The sequence below is a fragment of the Klebsiella grimontii genome (genome assembly GCF_042137965.1).
GTDB classification, from domain to species: Bacteria; Pseudomonadota; Gammaproteobacteria; order Enterobacterales; family Enterobacteriaceae; genus Klebsiella; species Klebsiella grimontii.
The window spans coordinates 4969019-4987003 of the sequence record NZ_CP169721.1; the positions used below are offsets into that span (position 1 = coordinate 4969019).

Sequence of the window (17985 nt, forward strand, 5' to 3'; positions counted from 1 at the left end):
TGCGCGCATAAACGGCTATTTATGGCGTAGAGACTCAACAAGGAGCCCACCGATGTTGCAATGGATGACCCGCTTTTTTGCCCGCCATTCCGCCACCCTGTTCTTCCCGGCAGCGCTGATCCTCTATGACTTTGCCGCCTATCTGACCACCGATCTTATCCAGCCGGGTATTATCCACGTGGTGCGCGACTTTGACGCCGACGTGGCGCTGGCGCCCGCGTCGGTCAGCCTGTATATGGCCGGCGGCATGGCGCTACAGTGGCTGCTCGGGCCGCTCTCCGATCGTATCGGCCGCCGTCCGGTACTGCTCACCGGCGCGCTGATCTTTACCCTGGCCTGCTTCGCGACCCTGTTCACCACCTCAATGGAGCAGTTCCTTGCCGCGCGCTTTGTTCAGGGCACCAGTATCTGTTTTATCGCCACCGTCGGCTACGTCACCGTGCAGGAGGCGTTCGGCCAGACAAAAGCCATTAAGCTGATGGCGATTATTACCTCGATCGTGCTGATTGCGCCGATAGTTGGCCCGCTCTCCGGCGCGGCGCTGATGCACTTCGTGCACTGGAAAGTGCTGTTCGGGATTATTGCCGTCATGGGGTTTATCGCCTGGCTGGGGCTGCTGCTGAATATGCCGGAGACCGTCCGGCGCGGCGACGTCTCCTTCAGCGCCAGCGGGGTGCTGCGCGATTTCCGCGATGTTTTCCGCAACCGCATTTTTCTGTTTGGCGCCGCCACGCTCTCGCTCAGCTATATTCCACTGATGAGCTGGGTTGCGGTCTCGCCGGTTATCCTGATTGACGACGGTGGCTTAACCACCGCCGAGTTCGCCTGGACCCAGGCGCCGGTCTTCAGCGCGGTGATTATCGCCAACCTGTCGGTGGCGCGCTGGGTAAAAGATCCCACCCGCTCGCGCTTTATCTGGCGCGCGGTCCCTATCCAGATGATCGGGCTGGCGATCCTGATCCTCGGCAATCTGCTGTGGCCGAACGTCTGGCTATGGTCGGTACTCGGCACCTGCTTCTATGCTTTTGGCATCGGGCTGATTTTCCCGACGCTGTTCCGCTTTACTCTGTTTTCTAACGATCTGCCAAAGGGCACCGTTTCCGCGTCGCTGAATATCGTGATCCTCAGCGTCAGCGCGCTCTCCATCGAAGCGGCGCGCTGGCTGTGGTTTAACGGCGGTAGGCTACCTTTTCATCTGCTGGGGGTGGCGGCGGGGATCGCGGCCGCGTGCTGTCTGGCAGGCTTATTAAGCCGGATACGCCAGCGACCGGAAGCCATGCTGGCGCAGGAGTAGCGCACATTGACTACTCCACGGTCCAGGCTTCGCTAAAGCTCTCGTCGGCGAACAGCTCCGTCAGGCCGCTGATCTGTTTCAGGCGCAGCACCTCATCCGCATCCATACCGAGCTCTTCGCCGATGCGCCGATCGTCCCAGCCCTGGCGATGTAAATCGCGGACGATGTCGGACATCGCCGCGATCTGGTGTTTGCCCCTGGCGCGATTATGGCGAATGGTAGCGGCGATACGCTCTTTCTGCCCTTCGCGTTCGGCATTGATGAGCGTCACCGGAAGATAACCATGCAGACGGCGGCTCAGCTCCGGGCGACTCTTACCAATCAGATGGCGGTGAAAGCCGTCCACGACCAGGTGCCGTCGCTGCTGGCGGGCTACCACTACCGGTTGGGTAAAACCATCCAGTTCGATAGAACGCTCCAGAAGTTTTTTTTCCACCGTCGCCATCACGTTAGGGTTGTAGTCATTCGCCTCAACCGTGTTGGCTTCGACCCACAGCACGCAGTCCACCGGCTCGCGGCAGAAGGGGCTGTGCTGGTGGATCAGGCTCTTCAGCTCGTTAATCGCTTTGATTTTCAAGTCAACATCGTCAAACGACTCGAGATACTCAATCACTGTCTTAGCCACATCCGGTGACATCAAAGCGTCCTCCACTCTTTACGTTTGTTACTCACCAGCCGACAGTAACGCTCATAGTGCTTAGGCTGCGTCGGGCTGAACGACAGCATCCGGCACCAGAAATCGTTTTTCAGTAGCGTCTTGCAGATACGGCGCCATGAGGGAATATCGCGATAGCCGAGATCTTTTTCCTGCTCATCGGGGATATCGTCAGGGAAACCGCGGGTCTGGTACCAGTGCAGATAAATAGCGATTTTATTGCGGTAATGCTCGGCGGTTTTCTCCGGCATGCTATCGAGCAGAAAGAGCGCATATTCGCGCCAGCTAAAATGCGCCGGTTTGCGGATTTTGGTCTTCAGCGCAAAGTAGTCGCCGCTGGCGTTGGCGTAAATCGCGCCGCTGTGCGCGCCGCATACCCGACGGCACATCCGCTCCCAGGTCTCCGGCTCAAGTATGTGATAAAGCCACAGCCCGCGCCGCTGCTCGGGGCCGAAAGGCTCGCAGACGCGCATATTTTTCAGCGGCACGCCGGCGCGATGCATCAGGTCATAGAGCGGGTTGTAGGGGAGCCGCGACTTGTGATTAAAGATCCAGATGTCGCGGGTCCGCCAGTCATAGAGGGGATAGCAGGTGTAGCTAAACCCTTCCGGCGAGGCGGTGGTCCATGGCTTATCGTCCTCAAAGCGCAGTTTGGTCGGCGAGGTAAGCGCCATGTAGCGATGCAGCGACTCGTCGGTGCGGATACCGATCAGCGAAGCGAGGCTTCTCCCGGCGGCCAGCCAGTGCGAAAAAGCCGGAACAAAGGCTTCAAACGTCATTTCAGGCTGATAAAAAGGGAAAAAACCGGCATCGGTGATGGCATCATCCGGCGGTTGCCTTACCCATTCAACCCCGGCCCGCCAGGCGACCCATTCCGGCTCGTGCTGCGATACGCCGCTCACCGTGGTCATCGGCAGCGCCACCCAGTAGAAGCGGCTTACAACGTCCTGATAGCGCTCTTTCATATTTTGCACGTGCTGGATAGTTAATAAATACTGCGCTTCCCAGTCCACGAACAATACCGCAAACTTTTTCCCTTTTTTACGCGCAACGGCCGCCGCCAGATGAAATAATACCGTCGAGTCTTTACCGCCGGAAAAAGATAAACAGACCTGCTCGAAAGTATCAAATACCCAATCCAGGCGCATCAGAGCAGCGTCAAAAACATTCATATCCAGTTTTACGCGTTTCATCCTTCACCCCTGATAAATGAATCGCCGTCAGAATGTACTTATAGAAAAAATCCGTAAGCCAGATAACCTGAAAACAGGTCTATAGATTATTCATCCAGATACCGACATGCTGAAAAAAGGCGAGCGCAACTAAATGTTATTCACATCATAAAAACCATATTATCTCATTTAAATTCATGAGGTTATGAGAATCCCTCTGATTATCTTCATTTTATCGAGAATACTGTGATCTCAGTCACAATTAGCTCCTGAGCGATTTAATCAACCTACCTCGTTGTGGCCAAAAACATCACGCCATATCACAACTGACTCCCCGCGATCGGATATAATCAGCTGCCCTGATTCACCGTAACAATATTGATTAAGGAACGCTATGAGCGATATCGATCTCAGCCCGCCGCAACGCGATCTGCTGCGCGAGAAGCTGTGTAAATACTGCGAAGAGAATTTTGAGCTGGAGCTGGAGCAATTTGACGCGGAATTCTTTGTCGACTTTATCGCGAAAGAGCTGGGTCCAATGTTTTATAACGCCGGGATTGATGCGGCCATCGCCACCCACCTTGCATTGAGCGATCGGATTCAGGAAGAGATGGATCTGAAAAAAGTCTATTAGCGGGAGATCAATAAACACACACAATGAACAGGGTTATAATGCGGCCTCTTTCATCATCTCCCGTGTACGGGGAAGGAAAACCATGTCGCTTATCACCCATCTACCCGCCATCTTTGACCACTTCTCCGCAGCCCGCCAGCAGGGTTTCCTCACGGTCATGGAGCTTAAAGAGCAAAACATACCGCTGGTTGGCACCTACTGCACCTTTATGCCGCAGGAAATTCCGCTGGCCGCCGGCGCGGTGGTGGTGTCGCTGTGCTCCACCTCCGACGAGACGATTGAAGAGGCGGAAAAGGATCTGCCGCGCAACCTCTGTCCGCTGATAAAAAGCAGCTACGGTTTTGGCAAGACTGACAAATGCCCCTACTTCTACTTTTCCGACCTCGTGGTGGGCGAAACCACCTGCGACGGCAAAAAGAAAATGTACGAATACATGGCCGAATTCAAAGCCGTGCACGTGATGCAGCTGCCGAACAGCGCCAGCGATGATGCCTCGCGAGCGTTGTGGAAAGCGGAAATTTTGCGCCTGCAGAAGGCGGTGGAAGATCGCTTTGGTACGCCGATCACCGAAGCCGCCCTGCGCGAGGCGATTATCCTCAAGAACCGCGAACGGCGGGCGCTGGCGAACTTTTATCGCGTCGGGCAGCTCAACCCGCCCGCGCTCAGCGGCAGCGATATTTTAAAAGTGGTCTACGGCGCGACCTTCCGCTTCGATAAAGCGGCGCTGATCGATGAGCTCAACGACATGGCGGATCGGGTGCGCCTGCAGTGGCAAGAGGGCAAACGGCTGGAGGCGCGGCCGCGTATTCTGATCACCGGCTGCCCGATCGGCGGCGCGGCGGAAAAAGTGGTGAAGGCCATTGAGGACAACGGCGGCTGGGTGGTCGGTTTTGAAAACTGCACCGGCGCGAAAGCCACCGAGCGCTGCGTGGAGGAGACGGGTGACGTTTACGACGCCCTGACCGAGAAATATCTCGCCATCGGCTGCTCCTGTATTTCGCCAAATGACCAGCGCCTGTCCCTGCTCAGTCAAATGGTAGAAGAGTACCAGGCCGACGGCGTGGTAGACGTCATTCTGCAGGCCTGCCATACCTACGCGGTGGAGTCGCTGGCGATAAAACGCCACGTGCGCCAGCAGCACGATATCCCCTATATCGCCATTGAGACCGACTATTCGACGGCGGATCTCGGCCAGCTCAGCACCCGCGTGGCGGCCTTTATTGAGATGCTTTAGGAGCGCGCGTGACCGTTACCGTAGGGATTGATTCCGGATCGACCGCCACCAAAGGCATCCTGCTCGCCGATGGCGTGATTCAGCGCCGCTTTCTCTGTCCGACGCCGTTTCGCCCCGCCGACGCCATCGTTGAGGCGTGGGAAACGCTCCGCGCTGGCTTAAGCGAACGCCCCTTTTTAACCTTAACCGGCTACGGTCGCCAGCTGGTGGATTTTGCCGATAAGCAAGTCACCGAGATCTCGTGCCACGGGCTCGGCGCGCGGCTGCTGGCCCCGCAGACCCGGACGGTCATCGATATCGGCGGCCAGGACAGCAAGGTTATCCAGCTGGACGACGCGGGTAATCTCACCGATTTTCTGATGAATGATAAATGCGCGGCGGGCACGGGGCGCTTTCTGGAGGTGATCTCGCGTACGCTGGGGGCCAGCGTCGACCAGCTCGACAGCATCACCGAAGGCGTTGAGCCCCATGCGATTACCAGTATGTGCACGGTGTTCGCCGAATCCGAGGTCATCAGCCTGCGTTCGGCCGGGGTGCCGCCGGAGGCGATCCTCGCCGGCGTGATCAACGCCATGGCCCGACGCAGCGCCAATTTTATCGGCCGCCTGTCGGCGCAGGGCCCGCTGCTGTTTACCGGCGGCGTCAGCCGCTGCGCCGCCTTCGCGCGGAGGCTGGAGGAGCACGTGGGTATGGCGGTGCAGACGCATCCCGACGCGCAGTTTGCCGGGGCGATCGGCGCGGCGCTGATCGGTTTACGTCAGAGGAGCCGCCGGTGACGGAATATCTGTTTTTATTTCACTCAACGGTGGGGGTAGTGCGGATGCGCAAAGCCCTGCAGGCGGCGGGAGCGACCTTCCGGGTGAAGGACATTCCGCGCCAGCTGCGCGGCGGCTGCGGGCTGTGCATTTATCTGAGCTGTGAGCCGGGCGAAGAGCAGAAGTGGATTCTCCCCGGCCACACGGCAACCCTGTTTCGCGTCGCCGGGGATGATTATCAGCTGCTGGCTCAGTTTCCGCAGCAGGCGTAACCCGGCGTGAAGCGAGCACAATATCCGGGTTTAGTCCCTCACCCCAGCAGCTGGCGAACGCAGGATTTAAACACCCGCACGCCATCCGCCAGCGCGGCGCGGTCGAAGCGCATCTCCGGATGATGCAGCCCCGGCAGCAGGTCGCAGCCCAGCCCCCAGAACCCGCCCTTCACCTGTGGACGCAGGCGCAGGTAGTGGAAAAAGTCCTCGCTGCCCGGCGTACTCTTCGCTGCCGTTAAGCCGGCTTCGCCAAACGTTTCGCGAATCGCCTGGCTGACGATAGCCGTAGCCTGTTCGTCGATAATCGCGGCGGGCATCTCCTTGACGATCTGGATATCGACGGTGGCGCCGTAAGCCGCCGCGCTGCTCTCTATCGCTCGCACCACCCGCTCTTTCAACGTCGCCATGCCCTCATTTTCCGCGCTGCGCAGATCCCAGCACACGTGCGCTTTCGCCGGCACCGAGTTGGTCACTCCCGCATCGCACAGAAAGCGCGTCGCTTTAGCGCTCCAGGTCAGCGAAGGCGCCAGATGAATCCCGTTTACCGCCTGCACCGCGTGCGACGCGGCGTCCAGCGCGTTAACGCCCAGATGAGGCCGGGCGGCGTGTGCGGCTTTGCCGTGGAAATCGACCATCACCGTCGCCGAGGCGGAGTAGTACATCGCCGGCACCGCCTTGCCTTTCGGACACTCCTCCAGCGGCCTGAGATGGAAGCCGAACAGCATCTCCACGTCGTCCAGCACGCCCGCTTCCGTCAGCGCGATCGCCCCGGTGCCCAGCTCTTCAGCGGGCTGAAAGAGTATTTTCAGCTTCCCGCGCTTTACCAGCCCTTCGGTGAGGATCTCTTCCGCGGCGGTCAACACCACCGAAGAGTGACCGTCATGACCGCAGGTATGGCGAGCCTCTAAGCGGCCATCGATGATATGGCCCAGCGCATCCATATCCGCCCGCAGCGCCACGACCGGCCCCGGCTTACCGCTATCCAGCAGCGCAACAATGCCGGTGGTGCCGCCGACGTTGCGCTGCACCTGAAACCCCGCGGCTTCTAATGCATCGCCGATGTATGCCGACGTTTTGTACTCTTCAAAGCCCAGCTCCGGGATTTGATGCAGATAATTGAAATGCTCTAATGTTCGCGACACGTCTTACTCCTTGCCTTCTATTATGCAATCACGCGCATGACCAGCATGGCGATGACGGCATTGATAATGCTCACCGCCATCAGCAGCGGCCAATATTTTTTCGGGACATCCGCTACGCCGAGCAGGCGCCCCATGTACTGCAGCTGCGAACCCATGAGGAAAATCGCCGGGATCAGAATCGTGATATCCGCCACGTTGAGGGTACCTTTGCTCAACAGGCTCACCGCCACGCCGGTTCCCGCAGAGGCGGAAAGCCAGGAGGTCAGCAATACGGTAATGGCTTCCCCCGGCAGGCCGAACAGGCCCATCAGCGGCGCGCAGACGTGGCCGATGATCTGCATCACGCCGAGCAAATTGAGCATTTCAGCGATCACATAGGCCATTAATACATTCGGCATCAGATTGTTGATGGCGATATTAAATCCTTTGCGCGCGCCGATAACGAAAATATCGAACGGGTTACTGCCGACTTTTGCCGAATTATTCATTTTCAAAATCCCTTTTATAAGCGGTATTCAGAACCAGACGCGTGATTGCCGCGCCGACAAATTTCAGCACAAACATTAAAAGCAGCGGAATAATGATAGGAATGGTTAACGAAGCGAAAAGCGCTGAGCCAATTGAGAAGTAGTTATTAATCAGACCGGCCCCGGAATATTGCCAGGCGCCCATAATAACCAGATCCTTACGATTTATTTTGTCGCTGTCATACAGCTCTTTGGTCAGCGCCGCGCCGGCATCGGTACTCTGTAAATCGGTAATCAGCGCCAGGCCGGTATAGCCCGGGATCCCGAGCAGCGGGCGAAGCAGCGGGGTCAGCAGCTTATGCGCCGCGCGGATCGCCCCGTAGTGGGTAAATATCTCCAGCAGCCCCAGCGCCAGCATCACCGTCGGCACCAGCGACAGGGCAAACAGGAAACCGGCCTTGGCGCTGATGCCGCCGCTACCGATAAAGGTGTTGGTTTCCGGTGTTTTCATGGTGCCGAACGCGCCGCCGAGGGTGGTAAAGTCAAACGCCCCCAGCCAGGCCATGCCTTCAACCTTAAACAATAATCCGGAGAAAACTAACAATACGATGATCAGTGAAATCCAGGCTCCGGGCCCGACTTTCCACTCATTTGTCGTTTCGTCGGAGAAACATTCCAACGTTTTATTTTCACTCATAGCCTGTCCTCTCACATAATGAAATGTTAGTGCGATTGTTTGCAATTTGAAATTTTGTCAATTTATTGTTATTCGAATTTATTATTTTCACTGATAAGCTTTTCCATATTCCCTTAATCAGCATCATCACCATTTCTTATTCTTTAACTTCCCGAGCCTTGCCACCTTAATAGCAAGCCGGGAATAAGCGATGAGAATTTTCCTCCCTGCCAGTTTTTGTCCGAATTACGATTATCTATAACTTGCCGGGATGATAAATACCTGTGAAAGGGTGTTATTGTTGACCGCAGGTCAACAAAGGAGCGAGAAACGATGTTGCATGAGAGGCCAATGAGCTATCTGTATGAAGTCGGGATTCAGGGAGGCATTCGCCGGGCTGCCGATATGCTGGGTATCAACCCGTCAGTCATCAGCCGCCAGATAGCGCAGCTGGAACGGGCGCTGGAGCTGCCGCTGCTGGAACGCCAGGGGCGAAACGTGGTGCTTACCGAAGCCGGACGTCTGCTGGCGGAGGACTACTTCGAAAGCCGTCAACGCCGGGAAAAGCTGGAAAGCCATCTGAAGGATTTACGCCACATGCGCGGCGGGACAATTTCAGTGAGGATTGGCGGCGGGCTGGTCACCACCTTTATTGAATCGGTGATGAGCACCTTTTCGCAGTCCTGGCCTAACGTGTTCGTGGATATTAGTGTCGGCAGCATGCAGGAGATGCTCAACGATATCGCCAGCGGCGAAGCGGATATGGCGGTCGCCTTCGGCCCCATCGGCAACCCGGAGCTTAAACGCCACAGCTTTCAGTGGGGCCCTATCTGCGCGGTGGTCTCGCCACAGCATCCCATCGCAGCCCAGCGCGCCGTCACCATCGATGAGCTCACGCAATATCGCCTGATCGCGCTCACCGACAGCTTTGGCCTGCAGCGCCATATGAACGCCATGTTTAAAACCGCCGGACGGCAGTTTCATCCGGCCTATCGCTGTAACCTCTTTTCCACCGCCATGAGCCTGAGCCAGGCGGGATTGGGGATCTCTTTTATGACCGCATACGCCGCCCGGGAAGCGATCGCCCACGGTATTCTGACCGCGGTCCCCATTGACCATCCTATCGCCAGCAGCGCCCAGTGCCACCTGCTACGCAACTCCGACCGCCGCTTTTCTCCGGCAGCGCATCATATGTGGCGGCTGCTGCACAACGCTTTTCGCGACGCGCAGCGGGCGCTGGCTGCCTGAGCTTATTCGGTCACCACAAACCGGGTTGGCGCAAAGCAGTTCAGCAGCCGATGCATAAGGAAGACCATGGTCAGCGTGACGATCAGCGCCACGGTGACGGAAGTGATGCGGTACAGATCGCTGAACACCAGGTCCTGGTCCGGATGCAGGTTCTGGCCGAACATGATGCCGATGGTGGTGATGCTGGCAAAGCCAACGCCGGCACCCACTTTCTCCATCACGTGCAGGCGGGCGCTAAACGCCAGGCCGAGGCCAATCAGCGGCATCATCAGCAGCATATGGTTGCTGAAGTCGTAGATAATCAGCTGCACCACCAGAATATAAAGGCAGGCCAGCACCACCCCCACCACCCGCCAGATCGAGCTGATCACCGCGCCGCGATAGTGCATCGGGAACAGAATTAAAATCCCCGCCATCAGCGCCGACAGCGAGTCGCTCAGGTCGCAGACCTGAAAGATCACAAAGATCATTGTCGCCACGCTGCCGGAGAGCAGCGATTCATGGCGAATACGGGCAGCATCTTTTTCAATGCGCGGCGGCGGCTTGCGCGGTTCAACGTCCGGGATGAAGTAGTTAAGCAATGCGCTAAGCGCCACCGCCATCACGCAGGCCTCCATATTGGAGAACATCAGGGTGTGCCAGTTACTGGTGGGATAGCTCATAAAGTTGAGCATCGTACTTTGACACACCACGCCCATCGACCCCAGCAGAAACAGCGGCCCCTGGCTCATAAAGCGAAAGCGCATTACGTACAGGCCAAACACCACCAGCGTCATCATCACCGGCCACTGCGACAGATAGCCGACGATCAGCACCATTTCGACGCAGTTTACCGCCGCGCTGAACACAAACTGCCGCGCCACGTGACGGTTAAACACCGGCACCAGCGACAGCAGCATCAGCGGATAAACCACGAAGAAGACGCCGTACTGCACGTCGTAGAAGGTCGAAATGCTCAGCGCGATAGTGCCGGCCACGGCGATGCGCAGCGTCTGGCGAAAATCGTTGGCCGTATAGACGATGTTGCCGTGCGGGGTGAAAACCCGCGCCAGGGTATTAATAGACATAGTGCAGCATGCTCACCAGATGGATCTGCGCGCCGGCAAAGGTGCGGGCGAACGGGCCATCGCTGTTATAGAGCTGTACCGTCGCGCGGGCCCCGGTGGGAAGTGGTTTATCCAGCGGCTCATCAAGCGCGACGTGAATGCGCATGCGCTGCGCGTCGCGCACCCAGCGGGTAGACTGCTCCGGCTGCGACAGCTGGCCATTGACCTCTTCCTGTCCGGCCAGAATACCGGCATCGCTGCTGGTGACGTGCGCCCGGAAGACTTTCCCCGGCAGCGCATCAAACACCACCGCGGCATCGGTGTTGACGCCGGTGTGGCGCAGGCTCTTCTCGCGGAAATCGGCGACGATATCGGTCTGATTGCTGACCAGCGCCAGCAGCGGCGTGGCGGCGGTGGCGTACAGACCGGGGTTAAGCTGAAGGTTGCTCACCATGCCGTCGGTTTCGGCGCGCACCTTGGTCCAGCCAAGGTTAAGCTGCGCCTCTTCCAGTGCGTTGCGGTACTTCTGCAACGTGACGTTGCGCGCATCGTCGCGCTCGCCGCGCTGGATCAGCAGATTCTGGATGCTGGCGTTGAGCGCGCTGACCGACTGCTCGCTGGTCTGCCAGGTGGTGCGCACTTTATCCAGATCCGACTGAGAGACGTTCTGCATGGTGCTCAGGCGCTGGTAGCGATCGAAGGTCACCTTATCGTTGCGCGCGGTGTACTGGGCGGTGCGCAGGTTGGCGCGGGCAGAAGCGATCTGCGCGTCCAGCTGCTGGTTGCTGAGTTTCGCCTGTTCAAGGGCGATTTGCGCCGCTTCCACTTTATTGATAAACGGCGTCGGATCCAGTTCATAGAGCAGGTCGCCCTTCTTCACCTGGCTATTGTTGTGCACATAGACATGGGAGACATAGCCGGAGACGCGCGACGAGACCGGCGTGACCACGCGCATCACGGTGGAGTCCGGCGTGAGCGGGATCCAGATATCGGCAACGATAAACCAGGCGAATATGGCCAGGAAGGCGGCAATACTCACCCTTACCCAGCGGGCAAATTTCTGTTCAGGGGTCATCATAGTGTTTTAGATCTTGTTATCTTCTTCGCGGATAGTCCGCAGATTGCAGGCGATTTGATTTAACGTGGCGCTAAAGGCGGCGAGCTGCGCTTCAGGGAGGGTTTCGGTGACGCGCTGTTGATAGGTCTCAATCACGCGGTTCAGCTTCTCCAGAATAGCGCGGCCTTCCGCCGTCAGCGTCAGCAGGCGGATGCGTTTGTCATAAGGCGATGTTGAACGCAGCAGATAGCCCTGCTTTTCCAGCTGCGTGAGGGTGCGCATCAGCGGCGGCAGTTCAATGCCCTGCACCTCCGCCAGCTCGCTGACCGAGACGTTCTCACCCAGCTGGTGCAGCTGCATCAGCACCGTCCAGCTTGACTGGGTCAGACCGGTGTCGGTAATGGCAGAATCAATAATCGCGCGCCACTGGCGCACGACCATCGCCATGCGCATGCCCATCGGGCGCTGGGCAAACAGATCGTCTTCGGTCATCTTATTTTCCTCACTTAGCTGCGAAGAAAATAATACTTATCACGATAAGTATCAAGAAACGAAGAATTGATAAGCATGAATTGATAAATTCTATGAATGTATCATCCCCGGTCGCGCTAGCGCTTACCGGGGCTACGGCTCTGCGCGATCTGGTAGCCCGCACAAGGCGCGTCAGGCGCCGCCTCCGGGAAACCACCTCCAGGGCAGCTGCGGTCATCTCCCCGGTGGCGGCTAACGCCTGACCGGGGCTACGGGTTGAATACCGTTTGCGGGCCGGTAGCCCGGACAGACGCGTCAAGCGCCGCCTCCGGGGAAATGCCGGGTAAAAAATCGCACTTTTTAATTGATCTGATCCCGGCGCAGTCCGACATCTTTTAGCTGTTCGTCGCTCATTCGCTGCAATGTTCTGCGCGTTTGTTCGCGAAGCCACCATTTTTTGATTATCCGTGCCAGAAATACGAAGCCGATAAACGGCTGTCTTGCCCGATTCTCGTGAAATTCCATCCTCTACCTCCTCACCTTGCCAGAGGCTTTATCTTCACGGATCCGGGGCTAAACAATACAGATTCACAAAATACTTTTCTTTAACATACAGATTCGCTAAAACGTACAGCAGACCTCATTTTTACCGCCAATCTGTACTGGTTTATTGATCTGTATGGCGACGATCAAGGATACAGCATGACCCGCTATCAACATCTGGCCAGCCTGCTGGCAGAACGCATCGAACAGGGGCTGTATCGCCCCGGCGAAAAGCTGCCGTCGGTACGCAGCCTGAGCCAGGAACACGGCGTCAGCATCAGCACCGTTCAGCAGGCCTACCAGACGCTGGAACAGCAGCAGCTGATCGTGCCGCAGCCGCGATCCGGCTATTTCGTGGCCCCGCGTAAAGCCCAGCCGCCGGTACCGCCGATGTCGCGTCCGGTCCAGCGTCCCGTCGAGATCACCCAGTGGGATCAGGTGCTGACCATGCTCGACGCCCGCCACGATAAATCGATTATCCCCTTCGGCGGCGGCTCGCCGGACGTCACCCAGCCAAGCCTGAAGCCTATCTGGCGCGAGCTGAGCCGGGCAATTCAGCACAACCTTAGCGAAGTGTTGAACTACGACGAGCTGGCCGGGCGTCGCGAACTGCGGGAACAGATCGCCCGCCTGATGCTCGACGGCGGTTCGGTGGTCACCGCCAACGATCTGGTGCTTACCAGCGGCTGCCACAGCGCGCTGTCGCTGGCGCTGCTGTCGGTGTGCCAGCCCGGCGATATCGTCGCCGTCGAATCCCCTTGCTACTACGGCACCATGCAGATGCTACGCGGATTAGGGCTAAAAACCATCGAGATCCCCACCGATCCGGAAACCGGGATCAGCATCGAGGCGTTAGAGCTGGCGCTCGATCAATGGCCGATCAAAGGGGTGATCCTGGTCCCCAACTGCAATAATCCGCTGGGATTTATCATGCCGGATGCCCGCAAGCGGGCGGTGCTATGCCTCGCCCAGCGCCACGATATCGTTATCTTTGAGGATGATATCTACGGCGAGCTGGCGACCGAATACCCGCGCCCGCGCACCATCCATTCCTGGGATATCGATGGCCGGGTGATGCTCTGCAGTTCGTTTACCAAAACCATCGCTCCCGGCCTGCGCATCGGCTGGATTGCCCCCGGCCGTTATTACGATCGTCTGCTACAGATGAAGTATGCCGCGAGCGGCACCAACGTCCCCTCCACCCAGCTGGCGGCCTCTGTATTTATTCGCGAAGGCCACTACCATCGCCACGTGCGGCGGATGCGGCAGATCTATCAGCGTAATATGGAGATCTACACCTGCTGGTTGCGGGAATTTTTCCCCTGCGGAATCTGCGTTACCCGCCCGAAAGGCGGCTTTATGCTGTGGGTCGAGCTGCCGGAGCAGGTGGATATGGTCTGCGTCGCGAAACAGCTGTGCCGGCTGAAAATCCAGGTCGCGCCGGGATCGCTGTTTTCAGCATCCGGGAAATACCGCAACTGCTTAAGGATCAACTGCGCCCTGCCGCCGATCGAGAAGCATAAAGAGGTGATGGTGCAGCTGGGAATGGCGTTGAAGGTGGCGATGGAGTGGGCACCGGAGTGATAAGGCATCGCAAGATGAAAATGGTAATTCCATCATTAACACATTATTTACCTCATTCTTGAGTATTTTTAATGTGTTAGCCATTACATCCTCTCGTCATAACGCTTGATAAAAAAAAGTACAGCGTTATGATTTTGGAAGGCGTCTCGCAAAAATACCTTTTCATCCTCTGCTACACCAGCCACATCCGGCGGGTGAATGCTGCAAGGAGTTCAACCTTGACAACTCAACAAACAAACTTTGATTTCCTGGCAGAATACGATCCGCTATTGGTTCAAATCACCGCCACCGCAGAACGGCTATTCTCCAGCGATCCCAATACCACGCTGATGAAGCTACGCCAGTTTGGTGAAGCGCTGGCGCAAAATATTGCTGCCCGGTTGAATATTAGCCGGGAAGATAATCCAAACCAGCAAGAGTTGCTCTACAGGTTGGACAGAGAATTACAGTTTGATCCTGCCATCCGTCAGTTATTTCATACGCTGAGAATTGAAGGTAATAAAGCGACGCATCAGTTCCAGACCCGTCACCGTGAAGCGATGGATGCGCTGAAAGTCGCCCGTGCGCTGGCAATTTGGTTCCACCAGACATTTGGTGATGCCGGTAGTCAGTTTAATCCGGGCCCTTTTGTTCCGCCGCATGACCCAAGTGAACAGCTCAATAAATCTCACTCTGCCATCGAACAACTCAAACAAACCTTATTGGCAGCGAACCAAAAGCTAGAATCCAGCGAGCAGCTTCAGAATTTACTTAAACAGCAAAAAGAAGAATATGAGCAGCTGGCTCACGAAATGGATATTGAGGCCAGAGAACAACAGCAATTGCTGGAAATAAGCCAGCAGGATCTGCAAACGCTCCAGCAAAATTATGAAGCGAAGCTCACCGCCTTGCAGGCGCAGCTTGCTCAGCAAACACAGCAAGCCATTACGGCCCAGCGCAAAGAGTTTGGCCGCAAGTCCAGCTATGCCCGCAAGCACATCATTACCGAAGAGCTGACGCGGATCCTGATTGACCAGCAGCTAAATGAATGGGGCTGGCTGGCAGATACTCAGGAAATCACCTGGAAAAAAGGCTCCCGCCCTGAAAAAGGGGTGAACAAAGCCATTGCAGAATGGCCGACTTTTGCCGATGACGAACATGGCAGAGCAGATTACGTTCTTTTCTGCGGGCTCACCCCCGTCGCAACCGTTGAAGCAAAAAGAAAAAACGAAAATGTGGCCGGGAAAATCCCCCAGGCCGAGCGCTACAGCAAAGGTTTTCAGTTTGACGCATCCATGATCCCCGCCTGGTCTGAAGAAGGGCGCATCAAAGGCTGGGAAGATGGTGTGAATAGCGTTTATCAAATTCCTTTCGTGTTCTCTTGCAACGGTCGGCCTTATATCAAACAGTCCGCCGAACACTCCGGAACGTGGTTCCGCGATGTTCGCTCGCCTGACAATACCCGCTATCCACTGGAAAGCTTTATCACGCCAGAAGGTCTGATGGACCGCCTGCATCGTAGCCGGGTGGAAGCAGAAGCCAAATTGCATCAAGAGCCGTTTAGCTATCTTGGCTTGCGTGATTACCAGGTCAACGCGGTTAAGGCCGTCGAGTCCGCACTGGAACAGGGCTCGCGTGCAGCGTTGCTGGCTATGGCGACCGGGACAGGCAAAACACGTACCATTATTGGCTTAATCTACCGCTTTCTGAAGGCCGAACGCTTTAAACGGATACTCTTTCTCGTCGACCGCTCTGCGCTCGGTGAACAGGCGCAGGATGCTTTTAAAGAGGCTTCGCTGGAACAGAACCAGACGCTTTCACAAATCTATAATGTCGCCGAGCTGGGTGATATGGCGGCAGAAGCAGAAACCCGCGTACAAGTTGCCACAGTGCAATCCATGGTCAGCCGGATCTATCGTTCCGGCACGCCGCCTGCGGTAGATACCTACGACTGCATCATCATTGACGAAGCGCACCGTGGTTACACGCTGGATCAGGAGATGACCGAGGGCGAACTCTCTATCCGCGATAACGCCCAATATCTCTCCAGCTATCGTCGGGTGCTCGACTATTTTGACGCCGTAAAAATCGGTCTGACCGCCACCCCAGCCAAACACACCAGCGAGATTTTTGGTCACCCCGTTTATGTTTATTCCTACCGGGAAGCTGTGGCGGAAGACTGGCTGATTGACCACGAACCCCCGGTTCGCTATGAAACCCAGCTCAGCAAATACGGTATTCACTTTGAGATTGGCGACACCGTCAGTGCCGTGGATGCAGAAACGGGGGAAGTCGATACCAGCGAGCTGGAAGACGAGCTGAATTTCGACGTCGATGCCTTCAACCGTAAAGTCATCACCGAAGATTTTAACCGGGTGATCTGCGAAGAGCTGGCGAAAGAGATAGACCCTTCCGGCGATGAAAAAACGCTGATTTTCTGCGCCACGGACGCCCACGCCGATATGGTTAAGCGCCTTCTTGATGAGGCCATGGGCGCGGTCAACCCAGACTTTAATCAGGCCGCGATTGAGAAGATCACCGGCAAGAGCGATCAGGTCAGCAAGCTTATCAAGCGTTTCAAAAACGAACGCTACCCCAGCATTGGGATCACCGTGGATCTGTTAACCACCGGTATTGACGTTCCGGCGATCACCCATCTGGTGTTCCTGCGTCGGGTAAAATCACGCATTCTGTACGAGCAGATGATCGGCCGCGCCACCCGGCGCTGCGACGATATCGGTAAAACCGTCTTCTGGATCCACGATCCGGTGGATATCTACGCCACGCTTCAGGATGTGAACACCATGAAGCCGCTGGTGAAAAACGCGGGCGTCAGCATCGAGCAACTGGTTGAAGAACTATCGAATGACGATGTGCTGGAAACGGCGCTGAACAATCAGGGCGATAGCCCAACGGAAACGCAGGCGGATAGCTTGCTCAATCAGCTCAGCCAGAAAATTATGCGCGTCCTGCGTAAAGCGGAGAAAAAGGCCGAAAAACGCCCAGAAATCCGCAAAAAGCTTAATGAACTGGAAGAACTTTGGGGCGTGGAGCCAAAGCAATTGCACCAGCATCTGCATAAGCTTGGCCCGCAGCAAGCCTCGGCGTTTCTCAAGCAGCATCGCAGTTTGATTCGTCAGTTAAGCGATGTCGGAGCCCTGCTGGGCAGCGAGTACCGCCCGGTGATTTCAGACCATGATGATGAACTCATCAGCAAAGAGCAGACCTACGGGCGCTACCAGAAACCCGCCGACTACCTGCAAAGCTTTAATGAGTTTATCTCCACGCAAATCAACCAGTCCGCAGCGCTGTCGGTGGTGATTAACCGTCCACGCGACCTGACACGTGAGCAGTTAAAAGAGATCCGTCTTTTGCTGGATGAAGCGGGCTACAGCGAGGCTAGCCTGCGCTCGGCGGTGCGAACCCAGAGCAGCCAGGATATCGCCGCCACCATCATTGGGCATATCCGCCAGGCCGCCCTCGGTGAACCGCTTATTCCGTTCGAGGAACGCGTGAAGCTAGCGCTGGACAAAATCTATGCCCAGCATAGCTGGAGTAAATTACAGAAACGCTGGCTGGAACGGCTGGCAAAACAGCTGGTCCATGAAGTGGTGCTGGATAAAAACTTCGTAAATCACCTGTTCTCCGCCGACGGCGGAACAAAGAAGCTCAACAGCCTGCTGGACAACCAACTGGACACCATTCTCGATCAGATGAGCGATGCATTGTGGGCACCAAAATCCGCCTGATCGTGAT

17 protein-coding genes are annotated in these 17985 nt (G+C 56.6%); 8 read left to right on the plus strand and 9 right to left on the minus strand.

Translation table 11 applies throughout. From position 1 onward, the window contains the following. The first annotated feature begins 52 nt into the window (after nt 1–52). Nucleotides 53–1294 carry a multidrug efflux MFS transporter MdtM gene (gene mdtM / locus ACE3MN_RS23290; RefSeq protein WP_049132030.1) on the plus strand — a complete coding sequence of 414 codons (1242 nt, stop codon included), beginning with the start codon at nt 53–55 and terminating at the stop codon, nt 1292–1294. A gap of 10 nt (nt 1295–1304) precedes the next feature. Here the strand turns inward: mdtM and ACE3MN_RS23295 are convergent, their stop codons facing one another. After that, the gene (locus ACE3MN_RS23295; RefSeq protein WP_004133192.1) at nt 1305–1931 is read right to left on the minus strand and encodes an IbrB-like domain-containing protein; all 627 of its coding nucleotides are present in this window, start codon (nt 1929–1931) and stop codon (nt 1305–1307) included. Further along, complete coding sequence (locus ACE3MN_RS23300) at nt 1931–3142, minus strand: phosphoadenosine phosphosulfate reductase (protein WP_004133194.1); 1212 nt, start codon at nt 3140–3142, stop codon at nt 1931–1933. The genes ACE3MN_RS23295 and ACE3MN_RS23300 overlap by 1 nt, the downstream gene beginning before the upstream one ends. A 373-nt stretch (nt 3143–3515) precedes the next feature. Here ACE3MN_RS23300 and ACE3MN_RS23305 point away from each other — a divergent pair, with 373 nt between their 5' ends. From ACE3MN_RS23305 to ACE3MN_RS23320, 4 genes are all read left to right on the plus strand, one after another. Next, entirely contained in the window at nt 3516–3755 is a 240-nt protein-coding gene (locus ACE3MN_RS23305; RefSeq protein ID WP_004133196.1) for a DUF2164 domain-containing protein, read from the plus strand. Nucleotides 3756–3837: 82 nt separating this feature from the next. Further along, nucleotides 3838–4989: a double-cubane-cluster-containing anaerobic reductase gene (locus ACE3MN_RS23310; RefSeq protein WP_082236788.1), complete on the plus strand. Its 1152-nt coding sequence runs from the start codon at nt 3838–3840 to the stop codon at nt 4987–4989. A gap of 8 nt (nt 4990–4997) precedes the next feature. Beyond that, the gene (yjiL, locus tag ACE3MN_RS23315) at nt 4998–5765 is read left to right on the plus strand and encodes a putative 2-hydroxyacyl-CoA dehydratase activator YjiL (RefSeq protein ID WP_004133200.1); all 768 of its coding nucleotides are present in this window, start codon (nt 4998–5000) and stop codon (nt 5763–5765) included. Then, on the plus strand, nt 5762–6016 hold the full coding sequence (locus ACE3MN_RS23320) for a DUF3343 domain-containing protein (RefSeq protein ID WP_049086901.1): 255 nt from the start codon (nt 5762–5764) through the stop codon (nt 6014–6016). The genes yjiL and ACE3MN_RS23320 overlap by 4 nt, the downstream gene beginning before the upstream one ends. Nucleotides 6017–6054: 38 nt before the next feature. Here ACE3MN_RS23320 and ACE3MN_RS23325 read toward each other — a convergent pair whose 3' ends face one another. Genes ACE3MN_RS23325 through ACE3MN_RS23335 form a run of 3 tightly spaced genes read right to left on the minus strand, consistent with a single transcriptional unit; the run spans nt 6055 to nt 8322 of the window. Continuing rightward, nucleotides 6055–7158, minus strand: a complete 1104-nt coding sequence (locus ACE3MN_RS23325) for a M20 peptidase aminoacylase family protein (protein WP_024360437.1) — start codon at nt 7156–7158, stop codon at nt 6055–6057. Nucleotides 7159–7178: 20 nt separating this feature from the next. Next, complete coding sequence (locus tag ACE3MN_RS23330) at nt 7179–7646, minus strand: YjiG family protein (protein ID WP_004128539.1); 468 nt, start codon at nt 7644–7646, stop codon at nt 7179–7181. Further along, nucleotides 7639–8322: a nucleoside recognition domain-containing protein gene (locus ACE3MN_RS23335; RefSeq protein ID WP_375364183.1), complete on the minus strand. Its 684-nt coding sequence runs from the start codon at nt 8320–8322 to the stop codon at nt 7639–7641. Before ACE3MN_RS23335 ends, ACE3MN_RS23330 begins: the two co-directional genes overlap by 8 nt. Before the next feature lie 312 nt (nt 8323–8634). Here ACE3MN_RS23335 and ACE3MN_RS23340 point away from each other — a divergent pair, with 312 nt between their 5' ends. Next, nucleotides 8635–9549 carry a LysR substrate-binding domain-containing protein gene (locus ACE3MN_RS23340; RefSeq protein WP_024360438.1) on the plus strand — a complete coding sequence of 305 codons (915 nt, stop codon included), beginning with the start codon at nt 8635–8637 and terminating at the stop codon, nt 9547–9549. 2 nt (nt 9550–9551) lie between these two features. On the opposite strand, the gene ACE3MN_RS23345 is transcribed toward ACE3MN_RS23340, so the two are convergent. The 4 genes from ACE3MN_RS23345 to ACE3MN_RS23360 form a co-directional block, all read right to left on the minus strand. Beyond that, the gene (locus ACE3MN_RS23345; protein ID WP_004133209.1) at nt 9552–10616 is read right to left on the minus strand and encodes a DUF2955 domain-containing protein; all 1065 of its coding nucleotides are present in this window, start codon (nt 10614–10616) and stop codon (nt 9552–9554) included. Continuing rightward, nucleotides 10606–11673, minus strand: a complete 1068-nt coding sequence (locus ACE3MN_RS23350; protein ID WP_049132032.1) for an HlyD family secretion protein — start codon at nt 11671–11673, stop codon at nt 10606–10608. The genes ACE3MN_RS23345 and ACE3MN_RS23350 overlap by 11 nt, the downstream gene beginning before the upstream one ends. A 6-nt stretch (nt 11674–11679) precedes the next feature. Beyond that, nucleotides 11680–12144 carry a MarR family winged helix-turn-helix transcriptional regulator gene (locus ACE3MN_RS23355; protein WP_082236791.1) on the minus strand — a complete coding sequence of 155 codons (465 nt, stop codon included), beginning with the start codon at nt 12142–12144 and terminating at the stop codon, nt 11680–11682. Nucleotides 12145–12483: 339 nt separating this feature from the next. Continuing rightward, a complete protein-coding gene (locus ACE3MN_RS23360) occupies nt 12484–12648 on the minus strand; it encodes a DUF1127 domain-containing protein (RefSeq protein WP_004098259.1) in 165 nt (54 codons plus the stop codon). Nucleotides 12649–12825: 177 nt separating this feature from the next. On the opposite strand from ACE3MN_RS23360, the gene ACE3MN_RS23365 reads away from it, so the two are divergent. Together ACE3MN_RS23365 and hsdR are read left to right on the plus strand one after the other, a co-directional pair. After that, complete coding sequence (locus ACE3MN_RS23365) at nt 12826–14250, plus strand: PLP-dependent aminotransferase family protein (protein ID WP_154923486.1); 1425 nt, start codon at nt 12826–12828, stop codon at nt 14248–14250. A 218-nt stretch (nt 14251–14468) separates the two neighbouring features. After that, the gene (hsdR, locus tag ACE3MN_RS23370; RefSeq protein ID WP_154923488.1) at nt 14469–17978 is read left to right on the plus strand and encodes a type I restriction-modification system endonuclease; all 3510 of its coding nucleotides are present in this window, start codon (nt 14469–14471) and stop codon (nt 17976–17978) included. Nucleotides 17979–17985 lie beyond the last annotated feature (7 nt).